Source organism: Brevundimonas vesicularis (assembly GCF_027105095.1).
Taxonomy (GTDB): Bacteria; Pseudomonadota; Alphaproteobacteria; order Caulobacterales; family Caulobacteraceae; genus Brevundimonas; species Brevundimonas vesicularis_E.
In genome coordinates this window covers 490,314-501,813 of the sequence record NZ_CP114278.1, presented here as the reverse complement: position 1 = coordinate 501,813, position 11,500 = coordinate 490,314, and the positions used below count along the sequence as shown (strand labels likewise).

The 11,500-nt window shown below is 66.2% G+C and carries 11 protein-coding genes; 6 read left to right on the top strand and 5 right to left on the bottom strand.

The genetic code is table 11. From position 1 onward, the window contains the following. The first annotated feature begins 42 nt into the window (after positions 1 to 42). From O2K97_RS02455 to O2K97_RS02445, 3 genes are read left to right on the top strand one after another with little or no spacing between them, the layout of a single operon-like run. Complete coding sequence (locus tag O2K97_RS02455) at positions 43 to 303, top strand: DUF6894 family protein (RefSeq protein WP_269220307.1); 261 nt, start codon at positions 43 to 45, stop codon at positions 301 to 303. Further along, entirely contained in the window at positions 303 to 1,046 is a 744-nt protein-coding gene (locus tag O2K97_RS02450; RefSeq protein WP_269220306.1) for a Crp/Fnr family transcriptional regulator, read from the top strand. The genes O2K97_RS02455 and O2K97_RS02450 overlap by 1 nt, the downstream gene beginning before the upstream one ends. Positions 1,047 to 1,098: 52 nt before the next feature. Continuing rightward, a complete protein-coding gene (locus O2K97_RS02445; RefSeq protein WP_269220305.1) occupies positions 1,099 to 1,767 on the top strand; it encodes a Crp/Fnr family transcriptional regulator in 669 nt (222 codons plus the stop codon). Here O2K97_RS02445 and glmS read toward each other — a convergent pair. After that, on the bottom strand, positions 1,728 to 3,542 hold the full coding sequence (glmS, locus tag O2K97_RS02440; protein ID WP_269220304.1) for a glutamine--fructose-6-phosphate transaminase (isomerizing): 1,815 nt from the start codon (positions 3,540 to 3,542) through the stop codon (positions 1,728 to 1,730). The two genes, O2K97_RS02445 and glmS, sit on opposite strands and share 40 nt — an antisense overlap. 161 nt (positions 3,543 to 3,703) lie before the next feature. On the opposite strand from glmS, the gene glmM reads away from it, so the two are divergent. After that, positions 3,704 to 5,050: a phosphoglucosamine mutase gene (glmM, locus tag O2K97_RS02435; protein WP_269220303.1), complete on the top strand. Its 1,347-nt coding sequence runs from the start codon at positions 3,704 to 3,706 to the stop codon at positions 5,048 to 5,050. Here the strand turns inward: glmM and O2K97_RS02430 are convergent. Beyond that, on the bottom strand, positions 5,047 to 5,535 hold the full coding sequence (locus O2K97_RS02430; RefSeq protein ID WP_269220302.1) for a hypothetical protein: 489 nt from the start codon (positions 5,533 to 5,535) through the stop codon (positions 5,047 to 5,049). The genes glmM and O2K97_RS02430 overlap by 4 nt on opposite strands. Positions 5,536 to 5,599: 64 nt before the next feature. Then, positions 5,600 to 6,325, bottom strand: a complete 726-nt coding sequence (gene rph / locus O2K97_RS02425; protein WP_269220301.1) for a ribonuclease PH — start codon at positions 6,323 to 6,325, stop codon at positions 5,600 to 5,602. Between the two features lie 66 nt (positions 6,326 to 6,391). Between rph and hrcA the strand changes: the two genes are divergently transcribed. Continuing rightward, complete coding sequence (hrcA, locus tag O2K97_RS02420; protein ID WP_269221088.1) at positions 6,392 to 7,486, top strand: heat-inducible transcriptional repressor HrcA; 1,095 nt, start codon at positions 6,392 to 6,394, stop codon at positions 7,484 to 7,486. A 44-nt stretch (positions 7,487 to 7,530) separates the two neighbouring features. Continuing rightward, positions 7,531 to 8,118, top strand: a complete 588-nt coding sequence (gene grpE, locus O2K97_RS02415) for a nucleotide exchange factor GrpE (protein WP_419466100.1) — start codon at positions 7,531 to 7,533, stop codon at positions 8,116 to 8,118. A gap of 24 nt (positions 8,119 to 8,142) precedes the next feature. On the opposite strand, the gene O2K97_RS02410 is transcribed toward grpE, so the two are convergent. Together O2K97_RS02410 and O2K97_RS02405 are read right to left on the bottom strand one after the other, a co-directional pair. Next, positions 8,143 to 10,185 carry a S8 family peptidase gene (locus O2K97_RS02410; RefSeq protein ID WP_269220299.1) on the bottom strand — a complete coding sequence of 681 codons (2,043 nt, stop codon included), beginning with the start codon at positions 10,183 to 10,185 and terminating at the stop codon, positions 8,143 to 8,145. 294 nt (positions 10,186 to 10,479) lie between these two features. After that, positions 10,480 to 11,379 carry a dienelactone hydrolase family protein gene (locus O2K97_RS02405; protein WP_269220298.1) on the bottom strand — a complete coding sequence of 300 codons (900 nt, stop codon included), beginning with the start codon at positions 11,377 to 11,379 and terminating at the stop codon, positions 10,480 to 10,482. Between the last annotated feature and the right edge of the window lie 121 nt (positions 11,380 to 11,500).

Sequence of the window (11,500 nt, the reverse complement as noted above, 5' to 3'; positions counted from 1 at the left end):
GCCCGTGACCGCTTCCCTCTCGTCTGAGGCCAGGAGGGAAGATTGCCGCGCTACTTTTTCCATACCCAGAACGGCGATTGCGTCCGCGATGAGCAGGGCGAGGAACTGAAAAACATGGACGCGGCGCGCGAAGAGGCCGTCGCCGTCCTTGGTGAAATCCTACGCTATAGGGGGGCGTCCTTCTGGACGACCGGCGCCTTCAGCGTCATCGTCACGGATGAGGAGGGTCAGACCGTGGTCAGCGTGACGGCGGCCGCGTCTGATCAAGCGCCTGAAGGTTGGACGCTGGCGGGAGAGGTTTGATGCCCAAGACCGTCGGCCCCGCCAAGATCACCACATTGGTCGACAAGTTGTCGCTGAGAGACCGTCTCGACGAAAAGGAAATCGCCGCCTTACGAGATGTGCTCGACGCTCCAAAGACAGCCCCCGCTGGCTCAGACATCGTTCGCGAGCACACCCGTCCGCTGCACAGCACACTTCTGATCTCGGGCTTTTCCGCGCGGTATTCAACCTTGGAAGACGGGTCTCGGCAGATCACCGAAATCAATGTGTCGGGCGACTTCATCGACCTGCACAGCCTGTTGATGAAACAGATGGATCATGGCGTCGTCGCGCTGACCGACTGCGTGATTGCAGAGGCACCGCACAGCGGGCTGATCGACATCACCGAACGACATCCACACCTGGGCCGACTGCTTTGGCTCGACACCATCATCGACGCCGCCATCCATCGGCAATGGCTGGTGGCCATGGGCCGACGGAGCGGTCTTGGTCACCTGGCGCATCTGGTGTGCGAGCTCTACCTGCGCCTCCAGGCCGTCGGACAGACGGGTGATCTGACGTTTGATCTTCCGCTGACGCAGACAACGCTGGGTGACGCGCTCGGCCTTTCGACTGTCCATGTCAGCCGTCTGATTTCCGAGCTCCGCAGCGAGGGCGTCGTCGCCTGGGCGGGCGGGCGGATCGATATCCTCGACTGGCGTCGCCTGGCCGAAATCGCCGAGTTCGATCCGACCTATCTGCGTCTGCAGTCAGAGCCCGTCTGAGAGCTTAACGCATGTTATCGCGCAAAACGGCGATTGGGCGTCTAGATGAGGCATGTCAACGTCGAACCTCGCACACGCCTTGCTGTCCGGCCTTGCACTCCAAGGCTTGGACGCAGGCGACGCGTTCTTCGCCGAGGCCGGCGCACGGACAGCACCTACCTACAATGGCGAACCCATCGTCACCTTCGTGCTTTCCGGCGTCGTGGCTCGGATCGGATTCGACGGTTTCCTTTCGAGAGGGCTCGCCTCCAGCGACGACGTGGTCAACTTCGATGCCGTGCTGGGCGGTGGCGAGACCGAAGTCGCCCTTTGGTTGACGGCGGGACGGTTCCTGACCGTATCGGCGGCAAAACTCGCGCAAACACTCCCTCACGACAGCTTGGTCGAGGCATCATTGACGGACCTGAGGCGTCGCAACAGCGCCCTTCAAGCCGAACTTTCTCGCCACGCGGCCCTGAAGGTCAGCCAGCGCCTGGCCGCCCTTCTGCTCGATGTCCATGACCGAGAAGGGGGCGACGTCCTCGCCCTGCGTCAAACCGAGCTGTCGGACCTGATGGCCGTGCGGCGCGCTAGCATATCGACCGCCTGCACGGAACTGTGCGCCGCCGGGGCGGTGCGGCTCCGGCGCGGCGCGATCCAGATCATCGACCCGGACATGCTACGCCGGCTGGCAGGCGAGCCTCACTCGACCGTGACGGACTTGGCCAGGTTGCGGGGCTGATCGACGTCGGTGCCCTTCTGAACGGCGGTGTAATAGGCCAGCAGTTGCACCGGTACGGCATAGACCAGGGGCGCGATCAGCGGGTGGCAGTCGGGGGCGTGGATGCGGCGAATGCCGGCGCCGTGCGGATCAGGCGCCTTTTCCGGTGCGATCATGATGACCGGACCGCCCCGCGCCGCAACCTCCTGCAGGTTGGACGCGGTCTTTTCGAACACGTCGTCGAGCGGAGCCAGAGCGATGGTCGGGGTCTCTTCGTCGATCAGGGCGATGGGGCCGTGTTTCAGTTCGCCGGCGGCATAGCCCTCGGCGTGGATATAGCTGATCTCCTTCAGTTTCAGCGCGCCCTCCATCGCCAGCGGGAACATGGCGCCACGCCCCAAGAACAGCACGTCGTCAGCCTTTGACAGGTCATGGGTCACGGCGCGGATGCTGTCGCCCATCGTCAGGGCCTCGGCGATCAGGCGCGGGCTTTCGAACAAAGCCTTCACCAGTTCGGCCTCGGTCGCAGCATCGATCCGTCCTCGCGCCACGCCCGCCGCCACGGCCAAGGCCAGCAAAGCCGCGACCTGGGCGGTAAAGGCCTTGGTCGAAGCGACGCCGATTTCCGGACCGGCATGGGTGGGCCACAGCACGGCGGCCTCACGCGCCATCGAGGACGAGTGAACATTCACGACGGCGGCGGTCTGCAACCCTTGCGCCTTGCACCAGGTCAGGCTGGCCAGGGTGTCGGCCGTCTCGCCAGATTGGCTTACGGCGACGGCCAGGGTGGATTTCGAGACGGCCGGCGAGCGATAGCGGAACTCCGACGCGATCTCGACGTCGCAGGGCAGGGCCGCCAGCTTCTCGAAGGCGTAACGGCCGATCTGGCCGGCGTAGAAGGCGGTGCCGCAGGCGACGATCTGGATGCGGTCGATGGCGGCGAAATCGACGGGATTGGTCTTGGCCTTTCCCGTCACCAGGTCGAGATATTCCGACAGGGTGTGCTGGACGCTGTCGGGCTGTTCATGGATCTCCTTTTCCATGAAGTGGCGATATTCGCCCTTCTCGACCATGGCCGATGAGGCCGAAACCTGGACGATGGCGCGTTCGACCAGCTTGCCCGCGACGTCGAACATCTGGGCGCCGGCCTTGGTCACGGCGACGTAGTCGCCCTCTTCCAGATAGGAAATCTTCTGTGTGAACGGACCGACGGCCAGCGCGTCCGAGCCCAGATACATCTCGTCCTCGCCCCAGCCGACCACCAGCGGGCTGCCACGTCTGGCGCCCAGGATCAGGTCGTCCGTCCCATCGATCAGCACAGCCAGCGCATAGGCGCCAGTCAGGCGGTCCAGAGTGGTCTTGAATGCCTCCAGAGGGCTGCGGCCCGTATTCAGCTCGGCGTCCAGCAGGTGGGCGATGACCTCGGTGTCGGTCTGGCTTTCAAAGACATGGCCTTCGGCGGCCAGCTCGGCTTTCAGCTCGGCGAAGTTTTCGATGATGCCGTTGTGGACCAGGGTGACGCGCCCAGCCTTGTGCGGGTGGGCGTTCTCCGTCGTCGGGGCACCGTGGGTGGCCCAGCGCGTATGGCCGATGCCGACCGTCGCCGTCATCGGATCCTCGGCCAAGACGGCTTCCAGATTGCGGATCTTGCCCTTGGCGCGGCGGCGCTCGACCGAGCCTTCCACAACGGCGGCGACGCCGGCGGAATCATAGCCGCGGTACTCCAGCCGTTTCAGGCTGTCGATCAGCCGGGGAACGACAGGACCATTGCCGGTGACGCCGATGATGCCGCACATGAGCGAAGGCTCCGAGAAGTCAGGAAAAGGGCGCCGCTTTGCACTGGCGGCGATCCGGGGCTAAGCCACACATCAAGCCCCATCGGCCGTCTATGCAATCTTAAGGCGGGCCGCATCAAAAAAGGGGTTTCGGAACGTTACCCGAAACAAAGGACCGCACCTTGGGCGACAGAAAATATTTCGGCACCGACGGCATTCGCGGACGCGCCAACACCTATCCGATGACGGCCGAAGTCGCATTGCGCGTAGGCCTGGCTGCGGGGAAACTGTTCCGCACCGACGACGATCGCCGCCATCTGGTGGTGATCGGCAAGGACACGCGCCTGTCCGGCTATACGATCGAGCCCGCCCTGGTCGCCGGTTTCGCTTCGGTCGGAATGGACGTGCGCACCTTCGGGCCCGTGCCGACGCCTGGCGTGGCCATGCTGACCCGCTCGATGCGCGCCGATCTGGGCGTGATGATATCGGCCTCGCACAACGACTATGCCGACAACGGCATCAAGCTGTTCGGGCCGGACGGTTACAAGCTGTCGGACGAGATCGAACTGAAGATCGAGGCCATGATGGATCAGGGTCTCGACCAAGGCCTGGCGCCGTCGAACAAGCTAGGCCGGGTCAAACGCATCGACGACGCTCAGGCGCGTTATATCGAGATCGCCAAACAGGCCTTCCCCAAACGTCTGACGCTGCAGGGCCTGCGCATCGCCGTCGATTGCGCCAACGGCGCCGGATACAAGGTCGCGCCGACCACCCTGTTCGAACTGGGCGCCGAAGTCTTCCCCGTGGGCGTGACCCCGAACGGCACCAACATCAACGCCGAGTGCGGCTCGACCCATCCGGCGACCCTGGCCGATGCGGTCAAACGCTATCGCGCCGATATCGGCATCGCGCTGGACGGCGACGCCGACCGACTGATTATCTGCGACGAGACGGGTCGGGTCGTGGACGGCGATCAGATCATGGCCCTGGTCGGGTTGGACTGGGCCAGGCGCGGCCTCCTGACCGGCGGGGGCGTGGTGGCCACCGTCATGTCCAACCTGGGGCTGGAGCGTAAACTGAATTCCGAAGGCCTGACGCTTGAGCGGACCAAGGTCGGCGACCGCTATGTCATGGAACGGATGCGCGAAGGCGGCTTCAACATCGGCGGCGAGCAGTCGGGCCACATCATCCTGCACGACCACGCCACCACCGGCGACGGCCTGATGGCGGCGCTGCAGGTGTTGGCCGTCCTGGTCGAATCCGGCAAGCCGATGAGCGAACTGGCCCGCCAGTTCGATCCCGTTCCGCAAAAGCTGGAGAACGTCCGCTTCACCGCCGACAAGCCGCTGGAGACCGACACGGTCAAGGGCGCCATCGCAGAGGCCGAGGCGGCGCTGAACGGCTCGGGCCGCCTGCTGGTGCGGCCGTCGGGCACGGAAAAACTGATCCGCGTCATGGCCGAGGGCGACGACGAGGCGCTGGTCAAGCGGGTGGTGGCCGACGTCGCGGGCGCGGTGCGCTCAGCCTAGGGCTTGCATGCCGCCGGTGGGTCGCCGTCGCGTTCCCACAGTTTGCAGGACCGGTCGATCTCACCCTGGATGAGGGCGCAGGGGTTTGAGGCTTTGCAGGGAGGGCGGGTCGCAGGGCTAACGCGGATGCAGCGTTCAACCAGCCGCGCGGCGGCTGCGGAACCGATGGCCTCGCGACAATTCTGCACATCGCCCGCCTTCATGTCCCAAGCTTCCGGTATTGTGGTCGGCGATTGCTTGGCGTCAGGCGCTGACGCAGCTTCGGCCGGCTGAGCAGGCGCTGGCTGCGGCTCAGTCTTTTCTGAAGCAGGTGTTTGAGCTTTCGGAGGTGGCGCGGGCGCAGCGTCCGCCTGCAGCGGCACCGCGTCGATCACATCGGCGTTCGCCGCAGCATCGTCGGACGCCGACTTCTGGTTCGGGCCGGCCGGCTGGCAGGCCGCCAGAAAGGCGCAGGCGGCGAGCGAAAGCCATTTGGATCGACGCATGGGCATATCTCCGGTCAGGACTGACCCGACGAGGATGCCCGGCCGCGCCCCGAGGTGAAACCCCCTATCGCTTCACCGCCGCCAAGGCCGCCCTTTGCAGGGCGAACAGTTCGGTGCAGCCGATCTCGGCCAGCGAGAAGAGCCGGTCGAACTCGGCGCGTGAGAAGCCGCGCTTCTCACCGGTGGCCTGGACCTCGACGATCTGGCCCGAGCCGGTCAGGACGAAGTTCGAATCCGCCTCGGCCTCGGAATCCTCTTCGTAATCCAGGTCCAGCACCGGCACGCCGTCGCAGACGCCACACGACACCGCCGCCACCTGGTCCGTGATCGGATCGGCCTTCAGCACGCCCTCGTCGCGCAGATAGTTCAGGGCCAGACTCATGGCGACCCAGGCGCCGGTGATCGACGCCGTGCGGGTGCCGCCGTCGGCCTGGATGACGTCGCAGTCGATCAACACCTGACGTTCGCCGAGCGCCTTCAGGTCCACCACGGCGCGCAGGGAGCGACCGATCAACCGCTGAATCTCTTGTGTGCGGCCCGACTGTTTGCCAGCGGCGGCTTCACGACGGCCGCGCGTGTGGGTGGCGCGCGGCAGCATGCCGTATTCGGCCGTCACCCATCCCTGACCCGAGTTGCGCATCCAGCCCGGCACCTTGTCCTCGATCGAGGCGGTCACCAGCACCTTGGTGTTGCCGAAGCTAATCAGGCACGAGCCCTCGGCGTAGCGGTTGACGCCGGTCTCGATGGTCACGGGACGCAGTTGATCGTCGGTGCGTTGCGAATGGCGCATGAAAGGGATCCTTGGAAGTCTGACCTTGGAAGCTGTGGCGGCGGTGCTTATCCTGAAACCGTGAGCCTGTATGCCCCGAAAAACCCGCCGTTCGACGCCGGCCAGTCCCTCGCGGGTCTGGCGGGGCTGGATGCGCGGGCGCGCGACATCTTCCGTCGCATCGTGGAAAGCTATCTGGAAACCGGCGAGCCGGTCGGGTCGCGGACCCTGTCGCTGGGCGGCATCGCCCTGTCGCCTGCCTCGATCCGCAACACCATGCAGGATCTGACCCTCGCGGGCCTCTTGGCGGCGCCCCACACCTCGGCCGGGCGCATCCCGACCCACGCGGGCCTGCGCCTGTTCGTGGACGGCCTGCTGGAGGTCGGCGACCTGACCAAGGAAGAGCGTCGCGAGATCGACGGGCGGCTCGCCGGGCGCGGCCGGAACTTCGAGTCCGCCTTGGACGAGGCCTCGAATCTGCTGTCGGGCCTGGCCGGCGGCGCCGGCGTTGTCTCCAGCCCGGTCCGTGATTCCGGCGTCAAACATGTCGAGTTCGTCGCCCTGGGCGGAGATCAGGCCCTGGCCGTCATCGTCGCTGACGACGGCACGGTCGAAAACCGCATCATGATTCTGTCTGCGGGCGTCACGCCTTCGACCCTGGTCGAGGCCTCCAACTTCCTGAACGCCCGGCTGCGCGGCCGCCCCTTCGCCGACGCCAAGCGAGAGATGACCCAGGAGCTGGAAATCGCACGGCGCGAACTGGACCAGACCGCCGCCCGCCTGGTCGAGGACGGATTCGCCGCCTGGTCCGGGGGCGCAGACCGGGAGCGCGCCCTGATCGTCCGCGGTCGCGCCAACCTGCTTCAGGACCGGGAAGGCCTGGCCGATCTGGAGCGGGTCCGCGTCCTGTTCGACGATCTGGAGCAGAAGGAACAGCTGATCGGCCTGCTGGATGGCGTCGATGCGGCGCAAGGGGTGCGCATTTTCATCGGCGCGGAGACACGGTTGTTTTCACTTTCGGGTTCCGCCGTGATCGCGGCGCCCTATATGAGCGGCCGACAGCGGGTTCTGGGCGCCATCGGCGTGATAGGCCCCGCAAGACTGAACTACGCCCGTGTCATTCCGTTGGTGGACTATACCGCCCGGGTGCTGGGCCGGATGCTGGACGGGAACGACAAGTGAGCGACAAGCCCCTTAACGACGAACTGAACGCTGTGGACGCCGACATGGCCGAAACCAACGCCGAACACGGCCTGGACGCCCATCCGTCAGACGATCTGGCGCCGCTGGACGCCGTGATCGCCGAGCGTGACGAATGGAAGGACCGCGCCCTGCGCGTCGCCGCCGAGATGGAGAATCTGAAGCGCCGTTCGGAGACGCAGCAGAACGACGCCCGCGCGTTCGCCATCCAGCGCTTCGCCAAGGACCTTCTGGGCGTCGCCGACAATCTGGAACGCGCCCTGATGGCTGCACCCAAGGACGCCGAGGGCGCGACCGCCGGTCTGGTGACCGGGTTGGAACTGACGCAGAAGGCCCTGCTGCAAGCCTTCGACGCCAACGGCCTGAAGCGCGTCGCGCCCCAGGCCGGCGAGGCCTTCAACCCGCACCTGCACCAGGCGATGATGGAACAGCCGTCCGAGACCGTGCCCGGTGGATCGGTGATCCAGACCATGCAGTCCGGTTTTGAACTGTTCGGCCGCACCGTCCGCCCCGCCATGGTCGTCGTCGCCGCCAAGGGATCCGGAGCGCAAGCCCCGAACCCTTATGGCGCCGCCCCCGCCGCCGAGACTCACACCTTCGACGGCAAGGCCTGATCCGCAGTCGTCAGGCGGCGTCGGTCAGAACTGACGCCGCCAGGCTCCGATCAAGGCGAACTCCGGCGGCGCGTCTGCGACATGGCGCGGCTCTCGGCTGGCAACCGCCTGCAGCGTCATGCTGGACCCATCCCATAGCCGACGTTCGCCGCCGAGGATGAAGTCGATCTGGCGGCCGCTGGGCGTCGCCGAAAACCTGCGGCGCGAATAGGTCAGCGGATCGAAATATTCGACCGGCACGTCCGCCAGCATGGCCGAGAAGGTTCCGCGCTCGATCCTGAGCGGCTGAGCCAGGGTGAAGCTGATCCGGTCGCAGATTATCGAACAGCCCGTCAGCAGGCCCAGCCGCCAGTTCGAACTGATCGCCGCCTGATCCATCGACAGGAACCGACCCTCGATCCGGGTCGACCCCATCCCCGCCTCGCCAATCAGGCGCAGGCCCGGCCGCAGGGTCCAGTCGCCGCCCAGCGCATAGAAGCTTGTTCGTGACGGCAGGGCGAAGTCGGACCCACCCGGCAGGAAGGCGCCCAAGGGTCCGAGACGTTCATCCAGCGCGCCGACGCTGAACGACACACCGCCGTCCGCTCCGCGCCACCCGATCGCCGCGCGACTATAGGTCGAGGCGTCCTGCTCGACGCGACGCAGCGGCATCCGGCGATCGCCGCCGCCCCTCTCGCCAGAGACCGTCACCGGGCCGAACCGCATGGCGCCCCGCACGGCGTGGTCGGCCTGGGCCAGGGCGGCGAAACCGTCACCTGCCGCACCGTTGAACGGCGATGTCGCCCCGCCCTTTCCTTGCCAAACCGAAAAATTCATCCGGCCCGTGGCGACGTCGAGCATCGCCTCCTGACGCGGCTCGTCCCCCATCCAGGACGCATCATACAGATCGTGACGAGGCGCGATCGGGTCGGGTTGAGTGCTGGGCTGGGCGGCGATCAGGTTCAATCGACCGCCGCCCGGCAGGGCCAGGGTGGTTGTCGCCGTGGTGTTCTGCTCGAACGGCGCCGCTTGATAGGATCGGCTCGGCGCAGTCGGATAGGCGCCGCCCAGTTGGACGGCGAACATTCGATCGTAGGTGTCGTAAAGCACCGTGTTCAGCGCCGTCTGGCGACCGAAAGCGTCCCCGAACGCCGCGCCGACGAAGCTGCCCGGTTCGCTCATGCTGACTATGGAGCTTCCGTCCGCCATCGGGGTCGAGGTCGTCCCTGCCGGCCGGAAGGCGCGGGCCATGTCCAGCAGACCGCGCCCATAGACGATGTCCGTGCCGGGATCGCCGGCGTCGCGTGCGGTCGTGAGCAAGATATCCAGAGCCGCGCGCGCCGTCAGATTGGGGAAGGCCTGCATCAGCAGAGCGAGCGCACCGGACACATGCGGCGCCGAGAAGGAAGTGCCGCTGACCTCCCAGCACGACGTGCCTTCACAGCCGGTGACTACTTTTTCGCCTGGGGCCGAGATATAGCCCGCCGCCGTATCGCCTGCCCGGTTCGAGAAGCTGGACATCGCATCTGTCGCGCCGTGCGATCCGACCGCGATGACGCTGCCGGCGAACCGGGGGTCGATGGCGTAACGTGCGGGCCAGCCCGGATTGGCGTTTCCGTCATTGCCCGACGAAGCCACGATAACGGCGCCCGAGTTGACCGCGCGCAGCAGCGCCGCCTCGAATGCCGAGCCCAGCCGCCCATCGCCGCCCAGCGACATGTTGATGATCTTGACGCCATTGGCGACGGCGTAGTCCAGCGCGCGCACCAGATCCGAACTGCTGAAACAGACGTCCGTGTTCTTGTCCGTGCAGTCGGAGATGTCGGTGCGGATCGACAGGATGGTCGAATTGTACGCCACCCCGATCGTACCAAACCCGTTGAAGTTCGAGGCGATCACGCCCGACACCCGCGTGCCGTGGCTGCTTGACGCCACATAGGGTGTGTTGCGTCCCACAACCACGTCGGTCGACGCGCTGGAAATACGCCCCTCCAACTCGGGCAGGGTGTTGGCGATGCCGGAGTCGACGACGGCGACGGTGACGCCGGCTCCGGTCGCCCCGGCCTGCCAGGCGGATTGGACCTTCATATTGGCCAGGCCGTAGTTCCGCAGATACTCGCTCGACGTGACCGAAGGAGGCGGTGGGGGCGGAGGCGGGGGCGGGGGCGGAGGCGGAGGCGGGGGAGGCGGCGGGGGCGGTGGGGGCGGGGGAACGGGGGGCGTGATCGCGCCGCCGCCGCCTCCACCACCACCGCCGCAACCGGCCAGCGGTAAAAACAGCAGACCCAGACCCAGGACCACCGCTCCGCGAAGCTTCAATCCGTTCACGCCTACCCTCCTATACTCGAGGCTGCTTCCCGCAGCCTTCGCACCAGTAACGCCCTAATTCTTTAACGCTTTATCGAATGTCGCCAGCAGCTTGGACCAGCCGTCCTTGGCGTCTGCTTCCGAGTAGCTTGCGCGGTAGTCGGCGTGGAAGCCGTGCTGGGCGTCGGGATAGACGACGATCTGGCTGCCGGTCTGGCCGGCGCGGGCCAGGGCTTCGCGCATCCGTTCGACGCTGGCCAATGGGATGCCCTGATCCTTGCCGCCGTACAGGCCGAGCACGGGCGCCTTCAGATCGTCGGCGATGTCGACCGGCCAGGGTTGGCCCGATGATATCTGAACCGGCGTGGCGTCTGCGGCGGGCGCCAAACGGCCATACCAGGCCACGCCCGCGCCGATGGCGGCGAAGCGGGCCGCCGCCTGCCACACCACCTTGCCGCCCCAGCAGTAGCCGGTGATGCCGACCTTGCCGTCCTTGGACCACGACTGTTGGCTGGCCCATTCCAGCGTCGCCGATAGATCGCCCATCACCTGCTCGTAGTTCGCCGCCGCGACGATCTGCATGATCCGCTGCATATCCGACAGCGGCGCGGGATCCTCGACCCGGACGAAGAAGGCTGGCGCAATGGCGGCGTATCCCTGCTTGGCCAGACGGCGGCAGATGTCGCGGATATATTCGTGGACGCCGAAGATTTCGGACACCACCACGACGACCGAGAAAGGCCCGTCGCCCGCCGGCCGGGCGACATAGGCCGGAAGCTGGAACCCGTCCGGCGCGGCATAGGTTACGGTCTCGGTCGACAGGCCCTCGGCGTCGGTCGTTATGGGCTTGGCTTCTTTGGCCAGGGCCGCGACCGCATAGCCGGAAAAGAGCAAGCCCCCCAAGGCGCCCAGAGTTCGACGGCTCAGTTTCAGGTCGTCGGCGGTCTGGCCTTCGGGGCGGATCAGCACGGTCATGGGACGCTCCAACGCGGAAAGGCGTCAGAGCATCACGGCCGACGACAGTCGTCCAGTCACGTTAAGGCGCGCTTTAAAACGGGAAGAAGGGCGCTCAAGCAGCGAGACGCCGCGCGTCGAG

Excerpts from the sequence above, each read along its gene's own strand:
- O2K97_RS02410 (WP_269220299.1), bottom strand. The coding sequence starts at position 10,185 with ATGAAGGTCCAATCCGCCTGGCAGGCCGGGGCGACCGGAGCCGGCGTC.
- rph (WP_269220301.1), bottom strand. The coding sequence starts at position 6,325 with ATGCGCCATTCGCAACGCACCGACGATCAACTGCGTCCCGTGACCATC.
- grpE (WP_419466100.1), top strand. The coding sequence starts at position 7,531 with ATGGCCGAAACCAACGCCGAACACGGCCTGGACGCCCATCCGTCAGAC.
- glmS (WP_269220304.1), bottom strand. The coding sequence starts at position 3,542 with ATGTGCGGCATCATCGGCGTCACCGGCAATGGTCCTGTCGTTCCCCGG.
- O2K97_RS02430 (WP_269220302.1), bottom strand. The coding sequence starts at position 5,535 with ATGCGTCGATCCAAATGGCTTTCGCTCGCCGCCTGCGCCTTTCTGGCG.
- O2K97_RS02405 (WP_269220298.1), bottom strand. The coding sequence starts at position 11,379 with ATGACCGTGCTGATCCGCCCCGAAGGCCAGACCGCCGACGACCTGAAA.
- O2K97_RS02445 (WP_269220305.1), top strand. The coding sequence starts at position 1,099 with ATGTCAACGTCGAACCTCGCACACGCCTTGCTGTCCGGCCTTGCACTC.
- O2K97_RS02450 (WP_269220306.1), top strand. The coding sequence starts at position 303 with ATGCCCAAGACCGTCGGCCCCGCCAAGATCACCACATTGGTCGACAAG.